This window comes from Paraburkholderia monticola, assembly GCF_001580545.1.
Lineage (GTDB): Bacteria > Pseudomonadota > Gammaproteobacteria > Burkholderiales > Burkholderiaceae > Paraburkholderia > Paraburkholderia monticola.
Map to the genome: position 1 here is coordinate 116,112 of NZ_LRBG01000002.1, position 14,590 is coordinate 130,701.

General features: G+C 65.6%; 14 protein-coding genes. 4 read left to right on the plus strand and 10 right to left on the minus strand.

Going from position 1 to position 14,590, the window contains the following annotated elements; all coding sequences use genetic code 11:
* The first annotated feature begins 2 nt into the window (after nucleotides 1-2).
* Together dnaJ and pabB are read left to right on the plus strand one after the other, a co-directional pair.
* A complete protein-coding gene (dnaJ, locus tag CI15_RS02615; RefSeq protein ID WP_062124093.1) occupies nucleotides 3-1,142 on the plus strand; it encodes a molecular chaperone DnaJ in 1,140 nt (379 codons plus the stop codon).
* A gap of 18 nt (nucleotides 1,143-1,160) precedes the next feature.
* Nucleotides 1,161-3,044, plus strand: a complete 1,884-nt coding sequence (gene pabB / locus CI15_RS02620; protein WP_062124302.1) for an aminodeoxychorismate synthase component I — start codon at nucleotides 1,161-1,163, stop codon at nucleotides 3,042-3,044.
* 40 nt (nucleotides 3,045-3,084) lie between these two features.
* On the opposite strand, the gene panB is transcribed toward pabB, so the two are convergent.
* From panB to CI15_RS02655, 7 genes are read right to left on the minus strand one after another with little or no spacing between them, the layout of a single operon-like run.
* Complete coding sequence (gene panB, locus CI15_RS02625; protein WP_062124095.1) at nucleotides 3,085-3,900, minus strand: 3-methyl-2-oxobutanoate hydroxymethyltransferase; 816 nt, start codon at nucleotides 3,898-3,900, stop codon at nucleotides 3,085-3,087.
* Nucleotides 3,901-3,936: 36 nt separating this feature from the next.
* On the minus strand, nucleotides 3,937-4,617 hold the full coding sequence (locus CI15_RS02630; RefSeq protein WP_062124097.1) for a deoxynucleoside kinase: 681 nt from the start codon (nucleotides 4,615-4,617) through the stop codon (nucleotides 3,937-3,939).
* Nucleotides 4,614-5,156, minus strand: a complete 543-nt coding sequence (gene folK, locus CI15_RS02635; protein WP_062124100.1) for a 2-amino-4-hydroxy-6-hydroxymethyldihydropteridine diphosphokinase — start codon at nucleotides 5,154-5,156, stop codon at nucleotides 4,614-4,616. Before folK ends, CI15_RS02630 begins: the two co-directional genes overlap by 4 nt.
* Nucleotides 5,157-5,208: 52 nt before the next feature.
* Complete coding sequence (gene pcnB, locus CI15_RS02640; RefSeq protein WP_062124102.1) at nucleotides 5,209-6,804, minus strand: polynucleotide adenylyltransferase PcnB; 1,596 nt, start codon at nucleotides 6,802-6,804, stop codon at nucleotides 5,209-5,211.
* Nucleotides 6,801-7,487 (minus strand): histidinol-phosphatase, encoded by a 687-nt coding sequence (locus CI15_RS02645; protein WP_062124104.1) that lies wholly within the window; start codon nucleotides 7,485-7,487, stop codon nucleotides 6,801-6,803. Before CI15_RS02645 ends, pcnB begins: the two co-directional genes overlap by 4 nt.
* Nucleotides 7,480-8,232 carry a DnaA regulatory inactivator Hda gene (gene hda / locus CI15_RS02650; protein WP_062124105.1) on the minus strand — a complete coding sequence of 251 codons (753 nt, stop codon included), beginning with the start codon at nucleotides 8,230-8,232 and terminating at the stop codon, nucleotides 7,480-7,482. Before hda ends, CI15_RS02645 begins: the two co-directional genes overlap by 8 nt.
* Complete coding sequence (locus CI15_RS02655; RefSeq protein ID WP_062124107.1) at nucleotides 8,217-8,510, minus strand: hypothetical protein; 294 nt, start codon at nucleotides 8,508-8,510, stop codon at nucleotides 8,217-8,219. Before CI15_RS02655 ends, hda begins: the two co-directional genes overlap by 16 nt.
* Here CI15_RS02655 and purM point away from each other — a divergent pair.
* Complete coding sequence (purM, locus tag CI15_RS02660; RefSeq protein WP_062124109.1) at nucleotides 8,509-9,564, plus strand: phosphoribosylformylglycinamidine cyclo-ligase; 1,056 nt, start codon at nucleotides 8,509-8,511, stop codon at nucleotides 9,562-9,564. The two genes, CI15_RS02655 and purM, sit on opposite strands and share 2 nt — an antisense overlap.
* An 83-nt stretch (nucleotides 9,565-9,647) precedes the next feature.
* On the opposite strand, the gene miaA is transcribed toward purM, so the two are convergent.
* Entirely contained in the window at nucleotides 9,648-10,598 is a 951-nt protein-coding gene (gene miaA / locus CI15_RS02665; RefSeq protein WP_062124304.1) for a tRNA (adenosine(37)-N6)-dimethylallyltransferase MiaA, read from the minus strand.
* 45 nt (nucleotides 10,599-10,643) lie between these two features.
* The gene (gene mutL, locus CI15_RS02670) at nucleotides 10,644-12,734 is read right to left on the minus strand and encodes a DNA mismatch repair endonuclease MutL (protein WP_062124111.1); all 2,091 of its coding nucleotides are present in this window, start codon (nucleotides 12,732-12,734) and stop codon (nucleotides 10,644-10,646) included.
* A 194-nt stretch (nucleotides 12,735-12,928) separates the two neighbouring features.
* Between mutL and CI15_RS02675 the strand changes: the two genes are divergently transcribed.
* Nucleotides 12,929-13,600: a VTT domain-containing protein gene (locus tag CI15_RS02675; protein WP_062124113.1), complete on the plus strand. Its 672-nt coding sequence runs from the start codon at nucleotides 12,929-12,931 to the stop codon at nucleotides 13,598-13,600.
* A 119-nt stretch (nucleotides 13,601-13,719) separates the two neighbouring features.
* Here CI15_RS02675 and CI15_RS02680 read toward each other — a convergent pair whose 3' ends face one another.
* A complete protein-coding gene (locus CI15_RS02680) occupies nucleotides 13,720-14,538 on the minus strand; it encodes a mechanosensitive ion channel family protein (protein ID WP_062124115.1) in 819 nt (272 codons plus the stop codon).
* Nucleotides 14,539-14,590: the final 52 nt, after the last annotated feature.

Here is a 14,590-nt window from a genome sequence, read left to right on the forward strand (position 1 = left end):
ATATGGCGAAACGGGATTACTACGAGGTTCTGGGCGTCGCAAAGAACGCGAGCGACGACGAAATCAAGAAGGCTTATCGCAAGCTCGCGATGAAGCACCACCCCGACCGCAATCCGGGCAACAAGGATGCGGAAGAGCATTTCAAGGAGGTGAAGGAAGCCTATGAAATGCTGTCGGATTCGCAAAAGCGTGCCGCGTACGATCAGTACGGTCACGCGGGCGTCGATCCGAACATGGGTGGAGCTGGCGCTCAGGGTTTCGGCGGCTTTGCCGATGCGTTTGGCGACATCTTCGGCGACATCTTCGGCCAGGCGGCCGGCGGTGCTGCACGCGGCGGTGGCCGCGCGGGTCCGCAGGTGTATCGCGGTGCCGATCTGCGCTACAGCATGGAAATTACGCTCGAGCAGGCCGCGCACGGCTACGACACGCAGATTCGCGTGCCGAGCTGGGTTTCGTGCGAAGTCTGTCACGGCTCGGGCGCAAAGCCCGGGACCAAGCCGGAAACCTGCCCGACCTGTAGCGGCTCGGGTTCGGTGCGCATGTCGCAGGGCTTCTTCAGTATCCAGCAGACTTGCCCGAAGTGCCACGGCACCGGCACCTACATCCCCGACCCGTGCAATCACTGCCACGGCGCGGGCAAGGTGAAGGAAACCAAGACGCTCGAAGTGAAGATTCCGGCTGGTATCGACGACGGCATGCGCATCCGCTCGGCCGGCAACGGCGAGCCGGGCATCAACGGCGGGCCGTCGGGCGATCTGTACGTCGAGATTCATATCAAGCAGCACTCGGTGTTCGAGCGCGACGGCGACGATCTGCATTGCCAGATGCCGATCCCGTTCACCACCGCGGCGCTCGGCGGCGATATCGAGGTACCGACGCTCGCCGGCCGCGCGAGCTTCACGGTGCCGGAAGGCACGCAGTCGGGCAAGACGTTCCGGTTGCGCGGCAAGGGCATCAAGGGGCTGCGCTCGAGCATCGCCGGTGATCTGTACGTGCACGTGCAGGTCGAAACGCCGGTCAAGCTGACCGATGGGCAGCGCGATCTGCTCAAGCAGTTCGAAAAGGCGCTCGTGGAAGGCGGTGCGCGGCATAGTCCGCAAAGCAAGAGCTGGTTCGATCGCGTGAAGAGCTTTTTCGATTGATCTGAATTGGCGGTCAGCATGACGGTGGACAGGCGCGGCGCGGTGTTCGCGCTGCTCGACGATTGCGGTGCAACGGCGGCGCGTCCGTCGAGCCGCTTGTACACGGGATTCGTGCGCGAGCGGGTCTGCACTGAGGCGGCCCAGCTCGACGCCGTGTGCGACAGCGTCGCGGCGGATACCCGCAACGGTTTGCACGGCGTCGTGCTGGCCGACTATGAATTTGGCCGTGCGCTCGTCGGTATCGATGCGCTTCGGCCCACTGAAACGCAGCGTGGCAATGCCACGCTGCGTTTTTTATTGTTCGAGCGCTGCGCGAAGCTCTCGCGCGACGAGGTCGACGCCTGGCTGATGACACGCGACAACGGCGCGCCGGAGCCCTCGGTCGCGGGCACGGCGAACGTCTGCGAAAGCGTTGACCGCGAGGAGTTCGACGCGGCGATCGAGGCGGTTCACGCCGCCCTGCGCGCGGGCGATTCCTATCAGGTCAACTACACCTACCGGCTCGGCTTCGACGTGTTCGGCTCGCCGCTCGCGTTCTATCGGCGTTTGCGCGCGCGTCAGCCGGTGTCGTTCGGCGCGCTGATCGCATTGCCGGACGACGCGTGGGTGCTGTCGTGTTCGCCCGAGTTGTTCGTCGAGAAGCACGGCGCGACGTTGCGCGCGCGGCCGATGAAGGGCACCGCGCCGCGCTCGGAAGATCCCGTCACCGACCGGGGCAACGCCGAATTCCTTGCCAACGATCCGAAGAACCGCGCCGAGAACGTGATGATCGTCGATCTGTTGCGCAACGACCTGTCGCGGGTCGCGCGGATCGGGTCGGTCAACGTGCCCGCGCTGTTTTCGGTCGAGCCGTATGCGTCGGTGTGGCAGATGACGTCGACGGTCGAGGCGACCTTGCTCGGCGGCACCTCGTTCGCGACGATTCTGCGCGCGTTGTTTCCGTGCGGCTCGATTACCGGTGCGCCGAAGCATCGCACGATGCAGCTGATCGACGAGCTTGAAAGCACGCCGCGCGGGCTTTATACCGGCGCGATCGGCTGGCTCGATGCGCCGGGCGATGATCGCGATTGCGGCGACTTCTGCCTTTCTGTCGCGATCCGCACGCTGACGTTGAGCGCGTCGGGGCAAGCCGGCGGCACGGGCGGTCTGCGCGGCAGCATGGGCATCGGTGCGGGCATCGTGCTCGACAGCGTGGCCGCCGACGAGCACGAGGAGTGTCGATTGAAAGCACGCTTTCTCACTGGCGCCGAGCCGGGCTTCGACCTGTTCGAAACGATGCACGCGACACGGGAAGATGGTGTGCGGCATATCGAGCGACATCTGCAGCGTTTGTCGTCGAGCGCCGTGGTGCTCGGTTTCGGGTTCGACGAGGGTCGCATTCGTGAAGAGATCGCCGCGCAGTGCGCGGCGCTGCCTGCGCGCACGCCGCATCGCATGCGGCTCGCATTGAGCAAGAGCGGCGCGACACAGATCACGACAGCGGTACTCACGCCGTTGGCGGAGGCGACCGTTGGTGTTCTGCTCGGCTCCGAAGCGCAGTTCGCGCCGACCAGTGCCGCCGATCCGCTGCTGCGCCACAAGACCACGCGCCGCGCCGACTACGACCGCGGCTGGCGCGAAGCCGAAGCGAAGGGCGCCTTCGACACGCTGTTCTTCAACGAACGGGGCGAGCTGACCGAAGGCGGCCGCTCGAACGTATTCGTGAAGCTCGGGGGACAGTGGTGGACGCCGCCGCTCGCGTCAGGCGTGCTGCCTGGCGTGATGCGAAGCGTGCTGCTCGATGAGGCGTCGGGCCTGCAGGCCGGTGAAAGGGTGCTGACGCAGGCCGATGTGCTGAACGCGGAAGCGTTGCTCGTGTGCAACGCGTTGCGCGGCGCGGTTCCGGCACGGGTCGTTCGTTAGAGCGTTGAAGCCGGAATGCCGCGCGCGCGGCAAAGAAGTATCAGAACGTGTGCTCGGCGCCCGGAAACGTGCCGTCTTTCACGGCCCGCACATACGCCTCGACGGCTGCCTGGATGTTCGGCTGCCCCTGCATGAAATCTTTCACGAAGCGCGGCCGCTTGCCGGGGAAAATCCCGAGCATGTCGTGCAGCACGAGCACCTGGCCCGAGCAGTCGACGCCCGCGCCGATGCCGATCGTCGGAATGCGCAGTTGTTTCGTGACCTCGCCCGCGAGTTGCGACGGGATCGCTTCCATCACGATCAATTGCGCGCCGGCTTCCTGCACTGCGAGCGAATCGCGCAGCAGCTGACTCGCGCCCGCTTCGGTCTTGCCCTGCACCTTGAAGCCGCCGAACGCATGCACCGACTGCGGCGTGAGACCGACGTGCGCGCACACGGGAATCGACCGCTCGACCAGAAACCGCACCGTGTCCGCGAGCCACTCGCCGCCTTCGAGCTTGACCATCTGCGCGCCCGCGCGCATCAGTTCGACCGAACTCCTGAACGCGTCTTCGCGCGTGCCGTAGGTGCCGAACGGCAGGTCCGCGACGATCAGTGCCGCCGGCCGCGCGCGCGCGACGCTCGCCGTGTGATACGCGATATCGGCCAGCGATACCGGCAGCGTGGTCGCCTGACCTTGCAGCACGTTGCCGAGCGAGTCGCCGATCAGCAGCACGTCGACGCTCGCGCGATCGAGCAGCGCGGCGAAGCTCGCGTCGTAACAGGTGAGCATCGCGATCTTGTCGCCGGCCTCGCGCATTGCCTGCAGTTTCGGCACGGTGATCGCGCTCCGGCTCGCTTCCTGCAAATAAGTCATGGTCAATCCAGTGAGAAAAGAGAATGGCCGCGCCGCTTACAGCGACGTGCCTTTGACAAAGAATTCCTTGCGGCCGCGCATCGTCTCGATGCGTTCGGTCAGTAGCGCAAGGTCCGCGTCGGAGTCGAGCGGATTCAGATGTTCGGCGTTGACCGTCAGCACGGGCGTGCGGTCATAGTGGTAGAAGAATTCGTTGTACGCGTCGCACAGTGCGCGCAGATATGCATCGGAAATCTGCAGCTCCATCGGCACCGCGCGCTTCTGGATGCGCGCGAACAGCACCTCGGGGCTCGCCTGCAGATACACGACGAAGTCCGGCTCCGGCGCGCTGACCTCGAGCCTTGGAGCCAGCGCGCGATACAACTGCCACTCGTCCTCCTGCAAGGTCAGACGGGCGAAGATGTCGTTTCGCTGGGTGATGAAGTCGGCGATCAGCGGCGTGCCGCTTGCCTGCGCGGCGCTCACTTGCTGCGCCTGCTGCGCGCGTTGCAACGCGAAGTGCAACTGCACCGGCAGCGCATAGCGCGCGGTGTCGCGATAGAAGCGTTCGAGAAACGGATTGTCCTGCGCCTGCTCGAATAGTTCGTGCATCGACCAGCGTTGCGCGAGGCGCCGTGCGAGCGATGTCTTGCCGACGCCGATCGGCCCTTCGATCGCGATATAGCCGAACGGCGGGTGCAGTTGCGGCGCGGTGACCGTGAGCGGCGGCGAACTCATTCGCAGCGGCCTTTGTCGGCGGAATCGCCGCTCAGCGCATTGAGCATCGGACACTGGCAGGGCGACTTCACCTTCTCGATGCGCTGGTCGCTGACGCTGTCGAGCAGCGCGGCGGCCTGGCCGTGTCGGGGAATGACGATCGCCGCGTCGATCTCGACGAGCGGCACCAGCACAAACGCGCGCTCGACGAGGCGTGGATGCGGCACGATCAGATCGGCTTCGTCGATCGACTGATCGCCGTACAGCAGGATGTCGAGATCGAGCGTGCGCGGCGCATTGCGGAACGGCCGCTCACGGCCGAACTGATGCTCGATCTTGTGGCACAGCGCGAGCAGATGCCGCACGGGGAGCGTCGTTTCCAGCTTCACGACGCAATTGAAATAGTCGTCGCCGCCCGCGTCGATCGGGGCAGTACGATACAGGCTCGATTTGGCGAGCACGGTGATGGTGTGCTGTTGGGCGAGGCACACCACCGCGTCTTTCAGGGTCTGGCGCGCGTCCCCGAGATTCGCGCCGAGGCCAAGATAAGCAACCGTCATGGCATAACTTCCTGCAACTATCGTTTGACGGCTTTGTTCCGCGAACGCCGCGTCAGTCTTCGTGCGCGCCTTCAGGGCTCGCGTCGTTGTCCGTGCGTTCGGCGGACGAGCCGCCCTCCACTCCGTCACCTGATTTGCGGTTTCTGGCGCCACCGCGCCGCCGTCGTTTTCTAGGGCTCCGGTCCTTCCCGCCTTGCGTGAGCAATGCCTCGCGCGCAGCGACGTCTCCTTCGATGAACTCCGTCCACCACGCACCGACCGACTCGTCGAGTTCGCCCGATGCGCAGCGCAACAGGAGGAAATCATACCCCGCTCTAAATCTTTGGTGTTCGAGCAACTTCAGCGCGCTGCGGCCCGAGCGTTTTTCGAGCCGCAATTGCAGGCCCCAGATCTCGCGCATGTCGGCCGAGAAGCGCTTGTGGATCGCGAGCTTTTCGGTCTGCGTGTCGAGCACTTCGTCCATCGCGCGATGCAGCGCGGGCACCGGATATTCGCCTTCGGCCTCGAATTTTTGCCAGCGCTGCTGCACGTCGTGCCACAACAGCGTCGCGAACAGGAAGCCCGGCGACACCGGCTTGCCGGCGAGTACGCGGGCGTCGGTATTGGAGAGTGCGAGCGAAATGAATTTTTCGCCGGTCGGCTGCTCGAGCACGACGTCGAGCAGCGGCAGCAGACCGTGATGCAGGCCTTCCTGGCGCAGCCGCTTCAGGCACCCGAGCGCGTGACCCGACAGCATCAGCTTCAGCATTTCATCGAACAGACGCGCGGCGGGGACGTTGTTGATCAGGTCGGCCATCTTTTCGATCGGCGCGCGCGTGGCGACGTCGATATCGAAGTCGAGCTTGGCGGCGAAACGCACGACCCGCAGCATGCGCACCGGATCCTCGCGATAGCGCGTGGCCGGGTCGCCGATCATGCGCAACAGGCGCGCGCGCATGTCGGCCATGCCGTTGTGATAGTCCAGCACGGTTTCCGTGGCCGGATCGTAGTACATCGCGTTGATCGTGAAATCGCGGCGCGTGGCGTCCTCGTGCTGTTCGCCCCACACGTTGTCGCGCAGCACGCGGCCGCTCGCGTCGACCGCATGAGTGCGGCGGTCGAGCTCGTCGCGCTTCAGACGCTTCGGCAGCGGCGCGTCGGCCGCGGGTGGATCGACCAGGGCGCGGAACGTCGAGGTCTCGATGATTTCCTGGCCGAACTGCACGTGCACGATCTGGAAGCGCCGGCCGATGATGCGCGCGCGCCGGAACAGTTTCTGCACCTGTTCGGGCGTCGCGTCGGTCGCGACGTCGAAGTCTTTCGGCTTGATGCCGAGCAGCAGGTCGCGCACCGCGCCGCCGACGATAAACGCGCGGTAGCCCGCCTGTTGCAGGCCCTCGGTCACGCGGATCGCGTTGCGCGAGATCAGTGTGGGGTCGATGCCGTGCACGTCGTGCGGAATGATGACCGGGACGTCCGGCTCGGGCGGCGCTTTGGCGGCGGCAGCGGCGGACTTGCGGCGCGGCCGCGCGGCCGTGCCGGTAGCGGATTTGCCGCGCGTCGGCGGTTCGTCGTTGGCGTTGCTGTCGGCTTGAGTTTCGGCGGAGAGCGTGTCGTCAGCGGTCGCCGCGTCCTGGCCGAATAGCTTGCGGATGAGTTTCTTGATCACGAGGGTTGGAAGAGTTCGAGGATGCGCCAGCCTTTGGCCTGCGCATGGGCGCGCAACGTGTCGTCCGGATTGGTCGCGATGGGATCGGTGACTTTTTCGAGCAGCGGGATGTCGTTGTGCGAATCGCTATAGAAATAGCTGTGCTCGAAGTCGCTCCAGCTCTTGCCGAGCGACGCGAGCCACATTTCGGTGCGCACGATCTTGCCTTCCTTGTAGCTCGGCGTGCCGGTCGGGCGGCCGGTGTAGGCGCCGTGCGGCTCGCCGCCGACGGTCTCCGCCTCGCACGCGATCAGCGTGTCGACGCCGAACGCCTGCGCGATCGGCCGCGTGATGAATTCGTTGGTGGCCGTGACGACGCAGCACAGGTCGCCCGCTTCGCGGTGCTGCTGCACGAGTTCGAGCGCGACCGGCTGGATGGCCGGCGTGATGACCTCGTGCATGTATTGCGCGTGAAAGTCGGCGAGCTGCGCGCGCGTGTACTTCGCGAGCGGCGTCAGCATGGCGATCAGGTAGGCGTGAATGTCGAGCTTGCCGGCCTTGTAGTCGGCGTAGAAGCGGTCGTTTTCACGGGCGAAATTTTCGGCGTCGACCATGCCTTTTTTCACCATGAAGCGGCCCCATTCGTGGTCGCTGTCGGTGGGAATGAGCGTGTGATCGAGATCGAAGAGTGCAAGGTTAGCCATGGGGGCCTATTTTACTTGAAGCGGGAAGAGCGGCGTGTGAACCCGGCGCGGTGGCAGGATCGGGCGATGCGAGCATCGTGCGCAACAACGGCAACGTGACCGCGCGCTTCTGTTCGAGCGAGAAGCGGTCGAGCGCGTCGAGCAGCGCCATCAGGCTCGGCATGTCGCGGCGAAAGTGCGTGAGCAGGTAGGCCGGCACGTCGTCGGCAAGCATGATGCCGCGCTCGCGCGCCGCGCGTTTGAGCACCGCGGCCTTCGCGTCGTCCGGCAGCGGCGCGAGGTGAAACACGAGACCCCAGCCGAGGCGCGTGCGCAGATCTTCGCGCACGGTCATGCCGATCGGCGGCGCGTTGCCCGCGGCGACGAGCGCGCTGGTCGGATGCGCGCGCACTTCGTTGAACAGGTTGAACACGGCGATCTGCTGCGCGGCCGACAGCGCGTCGCAATCGTCGATCGCATAGAGCGCGACGCGCGGATCGAAGCCGAAGGCGGCGAGGCTGCTTTGCGGACCGGCGAAACGCGCATGCCCTGGCGGCGCCTCGTGCACGAGCGCCTGCAGCAGGTGCGTGCGGCCGCTGCCGGCCTCGCCCCAGACGTAAAAGGTGCGATCGGCGACCGGTCCGCAGGCGAGCGCGTCGTCGAGCTCACGCAGGCGCGTGACCAGCTCGGCGTTCGCGCCGGCGAAGAAATTGTCGAATGTCGATGGCGGCGGGGTGCCGAGATCGAGCGTCAGTTGACGAAGCACAGTAGGTTAATGCCGAAAATGAGGCTCAGGCCGCGAGTGGCCGGGACCTCGGGCGCCTGGATCGTTGCCAGGCGGTTAGTTGTCGTAAAGCGTGCTCGCCGGGTTGCCAGGCCGTGCGCTGCGAAGCGCGGTGGACTGAATTGTGCGGCCGGCGGCGCCGGAATCGGGGTCTCGTGTTGCAAAGTCGTTTCCCGGATCTCGTCGGAACGCGCGAATTCCAGCCAGGCGGCCAGCATCGGGTAAAATCGCATTTTACCGACCTTCTTGCTCTTCCCCATGAATCAACCGAAATCCGCTCCTGACGCTCAAGGTTTGTCGTATCGCGACGCCGGCGTGGACATCGATGCAGGTGACGCCCTCGTCGATGCCATCAAGCCCTTTGCCAAGAAAACCCTGCGCGACGGCGTGCTGGGCGGCATCGGTGGATTCGGCGCGCTGTTCGAGGTGCCGAAGAAGTACAAGGAGCCGGTGCTCGTGTCCGGCACCGACGGCGTCGGCACCAAGCTGCGTCTCGCGTTCCAGCTGAACAAGCACGACACGGTCGGCCAGGATCTGGTCGCGATGAGTGTCAACGACATCCTCGTGCAGGGTGCCGAACCGCTGTTCTTCCTCGACTATTTCGCCTGCGGCAAGCTCGACGTCGGCACGGCGGCGACCGTCGTGAAGGGCATTGCGCAAGGCTGCGAGCTGTCGGGTTGCGCGCTGATCGGCGGCGAAACCGCGGAAATGCCGGGCATGTACCCGGACGGCGAGTACGACCTGGCCGGTTTCGCGGTCGGCGCGGTGGAAAAGAGCAAGATCATCGACGGCAGCAAGATCGCTCCCGGCGACGTGGTGCTCGGCCTCGCATCGAGCGGTATCCATTCGAACGGCTTCTCGCTGGTGCGCAAGATCATCGAGCGCGCCAATCCCGATCTGAACGCCGACTTCGACGGCCGCTCGCTCGCCGACGCGCTGATGGCGCCGACGCGCATCTACGTGAAGCCGCTGCTCGCGCTGATGCAGCAGATCGAGGTCAAGGGCATGGCGCACATCACGGGCGGCGGCCTCGTCGAGAACATCCCGCGCGTGCTGCGCGAGGGTCTGACGGCCGAGCTCGATCAAAGCGCGTGGCCGCTGCCGCCGCTGTTCTCGTGGTTGCAGAAGCACGGCGGCGTCGCCGATGCCGAAATGCACCGCGTGTTCAACTGCGGTATCGGTATGGCGGTGATCGTGTCGGCAGCGGATGCCGAAGCAGCGATCGGTCTGCTGTCGGCGGCGGGCGAGCAGGTCTGGAAGATCGGCACGGTCCGCGAGAGCGCGGCCGGCGAAGCGCAGACGGTCGTGGTCTAAAGATCGACGAAGGTTCGCGTGGCGTGCCGCAATGGTGCGCCGCGCGGGCTTCGAATCCCCACTCCCTCATCCCGATCGGCGCGTCAAACCAGCGTCTCGATCAACTCCACCACCCGCGCCGTCGCGTGCGGATCGCAGCAATCCACCACCTGTCTTTCCGGCATGCTACGCAGCCATGTGAGCTGGCGCTTGCACAGCTGTCGCGTCGCGAAGATGCCCTTGTCGCGCATGGTCCGATAGTCGGTCGCGCCATCGAGGTATTCCCACACCTGCCGATATCCGACACAGCGCATCGACGACATCTCGGGCAGCAGATCGCCGCGCGCGCGCAGCTTCACGACTTCATCGACGAATCCATGCGCAAGCATCGCGTCGAAGCGCTGCTCGATGCGCGCGTGCAGCACGCCGCGCTCGGACGGCTCCAGCGCGACCGGCACGAAGCGCCACGCCGACGCGGCATCGTCGAGGCGCGCGGGTGCGGCGAGCAGCGTCGACATCGGCTGGCCGCTCAGCATGAAGACTTCGAGTGCGCGCTGGATGCGCTGCGAGTCGTTCGGCGCGAGACGCGCGGCCGTGAGCGGATCGATCGCGGCGAGCCGCTCGTGCAGCGCCGGCCAGCCGTCGCGGGCGGCGTCGGCATCGAGCGAGGCACGGACCTCGGCGTCGGCGCCGGGCAGGTCGTTGAGTCCTTGAGTGAGCGCCTTGTAGTACAGCATCGTGCCGCCGACCAGCAGCGGCAGTCGCCCGCGCGCGTGAATTTCGCCAACCAGCCGCAGCGTGTCGTCGTGAAACTGGGCGGCCGAGTACGAATCCGCCGGATCGACGATATCGATCAGATGATGCGGCGCGACCGCGCGTTCTTCCGCCGTCGGCTTGGCGGTGCCGATGTCCATCTCGCGATAGACGAGCGCCGAATCGACGCTGATGATTTCGATCGGCCGCCGCGTGGCGAGCGCGAGCGCGGCGGCGGTCTTACCGGACGCGGTCGGGCCGAGCAGACATGGGATCGGGGTAGGGGTAGGGCGTGACGTCATGGGCAAGCGGGCGCGCAGCGCAACGGTGTGATCCAACGCGGCGCGTTACTGCCCGCGCATGAACAGTCGATCGAGATCGGCCAGCGTCAGCTGATACCAGGTCGGACGCCCGTGGTTGCACTGGTCGGCACGCTCGGTCGCTTCCATCTGGCGCAACAGCGCGTTCATTTCGTCGAGCGTCAGACGCCTGTTCGCGCGCACCGCGTGATGGCACGCGAGCGTGCCGAGCAGTTCGTGCTGACGCTCGGTCAGCACGCGCGAGCCGCCGAACGCGTGCAGGTCGGACAGCACCGCGCGCGCGAGCGCTTGCAGATCGGCATCCTTCAGCAGCGCGGGCACCGCGCGGATCGCGAGCGTGGTCGGCGAGAGCACCGCGAGGTCGAAGCCGAGCGCATCGAGCGTGTCGCGCTCTTCCTCGACCGTGCCGATTTCCACCGGGTCGGCCTGCATGGTCTGCGGAATCAGCAGCGGCTGCACGGCGATCGTGCGATCGGCGAGCGCGTTCTTGAACTGCTCGTACAGGATGCGCTCGTGCGCGGCATGCATGTCGACGATCACGAGACCGTGACGGTTCTGCGCGAGCACGTAGATGCCGTGGACCTGGCCGAGCGCGAAGCCGAGTGGCTGGTCGTCGGTGGCATCGAATGCGGGGGACGTGGGGCGCGACGCGAACGGCGTTGCGTCGTACGGGGACGTCGTGTCGCCCGCCGAGTCGCGCGCTTCGAACAGCGATGCGCCTTCGACTCGACCGGCAAGCGGATCCTTGCGGCCGAACAGCGCGTCATAACCCGCGAGCGGCTGCGCGACCGGCAGCGTGCCTTGCGTCATGCGCGCCTGGCGCATCCACGTGTTGCCCGGCTGCGAGGCGCCGAAGCTGCCGAAGCCGCTGCCGCCGCCAAAGCCGTCGCGGCTTCCCGCGCCGCTTGAAAGACCGGCGCCCGCGCCAACGCGGTTGTCGGCGCTTTCACTACTTGCCCCGCCCAGCGGGGTCGAACCAAACGATGCCGGCCCGCCGGCCGACGGCTCCAGATGCGCCGCATGCCCGCCCGCCGTGGTTTCCGGCGACGCGCCCGCGTGCCGCGCGAGCGCACGCTGCACCGCATGGAACACGAACTGGTGGATCGAGCGCGAGTCGCGGAAACGCACTTCGATTTTCGAAGGATGCACGTTCACGTCGACGCCTTCGGGCGGCAGATCGAGAAACAGCACGTACGACGGATAGCGTTCACCGTGCAGCACGTCTTCATAGGCGGCGCGCACCGCGTGCGTGAGCAGCTTGTCGCGCACGAAGCGGCCGTTGACGAAGAAATATTGCTGGTCGGCACGGCCGCGGCTCGCGGTCGGCAGACCGGCGCAGCCGTAGATCGCGAGCGGACCGGCGGACTCGTCGAGCGGCAGATGGGCGGTTGCGAACGTCTCGCCGAGAATCTTCGCGACGCGCGCGGGCGGCTCGCTCGCGTTCCAGTGCTCGACGGCCTTGCCGTTGTGCAGCACCGAAATCGCGACGTCCGGCCGCGCCAGCGCGGCGCGACGGATCTGTTCGAGGCAGTGGCCGAGTTCGGTCTGTTCGCTCTTCAGGAATTTGCGGCGCGCGGGCGTGTTGAAGTACAGCTCGCGGACTTCGATCGTGGTGCCTTGCGTGCCGGCCGCGGGGCTCAGCACGCCGGTTTCCGCATCGATGCGCACTGCGTGCGGCACGTCGGCGGTGCGGCTCGTGATGCTCATCTGCGCGACCGACGCGATCGACGCCAGCGCCTCGCCGCGGAACCCGAGCGTCGCGACCGCTTCGAGCTCGGCGAGCGAGCGGATCTTGCTGGTCGCGTGGCGCGTCAGTGCGAGCACGAGTTCGTTCTCCGGGATGCCGCAGCCGTCGTCGGTGATCGAGATGCGTTTGACGCCGCCTTCGTCGAGCAGGATGCGTAGCGTCTGCGCGCCCGCGTCGAGCGCATTCTCGAGCAGTTCCTTGACCACCGACGCCGGCCGCTCGACCACTTCGCCCGCAGCGATCTGGCTGATCAGTTGATCGGGGAGCGGCTGGATCGCGCGCAACGGACGCGGCGCGGGCGCCGCGCTGGAGGTGTCGGAGAGTGCGGCGGTGGCGGCGGTGCCGGCCGGCGTTTCGGAGAATTCGGACATGGCCAAATTATAGCGACTCGGCGCACACTGTCCGGGCATCGCCCGAATCGACGGATTTTTAATCGACCCAAGGCACTTTCGGTATCATGACGCGGTCAATTCGCAGCGGTCGGCCCGCCGCGTGCTGCCCCTGTTTCCGGGTCGCGCGACGGCCGTTTTCCCTCTACGCACATACTGGTTAAAAAGGACGTTCCTTGGATACGTTGCTACATTTCGTCAACCTCGTCCTGCACATCGACAAGTTTCTCGGGGACTTCATTCAGGTATACGGCACCTGGGTCTACGTGGTGCTGTTCGCGATCGTGTTCGCCGAAACCGGGCTCGTGGTTTTGCCGTTTCTGCCGGGCGATTCGCTGCTGTTCATCGGCGGCGCGTTCTGCGCGACCGGGCAGATGCATCTCGGGCTGCTGATCCTGTTGCTGCTCATCGCCGCGGTCGCCGGCAATACCACCAACTACCTGATCGGCCGTGCGATCGGACCGCGCGTGTTCAATACGCACATTCCGGTACTCGAGCGCTTTCTCGATCGCGCCGCGTTGCAGAAGACTCATAACTTCTATGAGAAGCACGGCGGCAAGACGATCGTGCTCGCGCGCTTCATCCCGGTCGTGCGGACGTTTGCGCCGTTCGTCGCGGGTGCGTCGGCGATGACCTGGAGCCGCTTCCAGATGTTCAACGTCGTCGGCGCGCTGTTGTGGGTGCTGCTGCTCGTGCTGCTCGGCTATTTCTTCGGCAACATCCCGTTCATCCGTCAGTATCTGAATGTGATCGTGCTTGTCGGTATCGGCGCGGCGGTCGTGCCGGTCGTGCTCGGCGCGCTGTGGAAGATGCTGCGCAAGAATGGCGCGAACGCGAGTCCGCGTTGAGGACCGCCTGTTTGCTGTAGTTCGGGCCTCGAAAACACAAAGGCGTCGCGAATCTCGCGACGCCTTTTTTCATGCTGCGGTCCGAACGCCGGCCGCGTTCGCGCGGAGCTTCGATCCCGTCAATCGCGCGTGACCGCGCGCGGCGCGAGCGGCGTTTCCGGTGTCGGATAGCCGGCTTCCTTGAAGGTCTGCACGATTGCGCGATTGGTGTCGAAGTAGACCTGCCAGTAGTTCTGGTTGGACGAATACGGGCGCACGCACAGCAGCGGTCCTTCCGGCGTGAAGCTCAACACCTCGATGTCCGGCGCGGGATTTTCGGTCACGTTCGGAATCTTCGCGACGGCGGCTTTCAAGCGCGCGATCGCATCGGTCGGATCGACGCCATTGGCGATCTTCGCGGTCAGCTCGACGCGCCGGAACGGCAACAGGCTGTAGTTCGAGATCGTGTCGGAAAAGATCTTGTTGTTGCCGATGATGGTCGTCACGTTGTCCGGCGTGACGATCGTCGTGCCGAACAGACCCAATTCCGTGACGGTGCCGGTGACGCCCGCAGCCGTGACGAAATCGCCGACCTTGAACGGCCGCAGCACCTGCATGAACACGCCGGCCGCGAAGTGGGCGAGCAGGCCGCCCCACGCAGTACCGATCGCGAGGCCGAGACCGGCGAGCAGTGCGGCGAACGACGTCGTCTGCACACCGAAGACTTGCAGGATCGCGAGAACGAGCAGCAGGTTCAGCAACCCGCTGAGAATCGACGAGAGGTAGTGGGCGAGCGTCGGGTCGATCTTGTTATTGCGTGACAGCACCTTGCGTAGCAGGTTCGTGATCAGCCCGATGACCCAGCGGCCGACGATCCACAGCACGATTGCGCCGAGCACCTTGGTGCCGATGTCGATGCCCCGGGTCATGATGAATGCGCGTACGGTTTCGATATCCAAGATGTTTCCTCTTTATAAGTTGCCATCAACGGATTGAACGACGGTAGTGCAA

What these genes read in the sequence shown, in the direction of transcription:
- mutL (WP_062124111.1), bottom strand. Translation starts at nt 12,734, where the DNA reads ATGTCCGAATTCTCCGAAACGCCGGCCGGCACCGCCGCCACCGCCGCA.
- CI15_RS02630 (WP_062124097.1), bottom strand. Translation starts at nt 4,617, where the DNA reads ATGAGTTCGCCGCCGCTCACGGTCACCGCGCCGCAACTGCACCCGCCG.
- CI15_RS02645 (WP_062124104.1), bottom strand. Translation starts at nt 7,487, where the DNA reads ATGGCTAACCTTGCACTCTTCGATCTCGATCACACGCTCATTCCCACC.
- folK (WP_062124100.1), bottom strand. Translation starts at nt 5,156, where the DNA reads ATGACGGTTGCTTATCTTGGCCTCGGCGCGAATCTCGGGGACGCGCGC.
- CI15_RS02655 (WP_062124107.1), bottom strand. Translation starts at nt 8,510, where the DNA reads ATGGGGAAGAGCAAGAAGGTCGGTAAAATGCGATTTTACCCGATGCTG.
- dnaJ (WP_062124093.1), top strand. Translation starts at nt 3, where the DNA reads ATGGCGAAACGGGATTACTACGAGGTTCTGGGCGTCGCAAAGAACGCG.
- miaA (WP_062124304.1), bottom strand. Translation starts at nt 10,598, where the DNA reads ATGACGTCACGCCCTACCCCTACCCCGATCCCATGTCTGCTCGGCCCG.
- pabB (WP_062124302.1), top strand. Translation starts at nt 1,161, where the DNA reads ATGACGGTGGACAGGCGCGGCGCGGTGTTCGCGCTGCTCGACGATTGC.
- purM (WP_062124109.1), top strand. Translation starts at nt 8,509, where the DNA reads ATGAATCAACCGAAATCCGCTCCTGACGCTCAAGGTTTGTCGTATCGC.
- panB (WP_062124095.1), bottom strand. Translation starts at nt 3,900, where the DNA reads ATGACTTATTTGCAGGAAGCGAGCCGGAGCGCGATCACCGTGCCGAAA.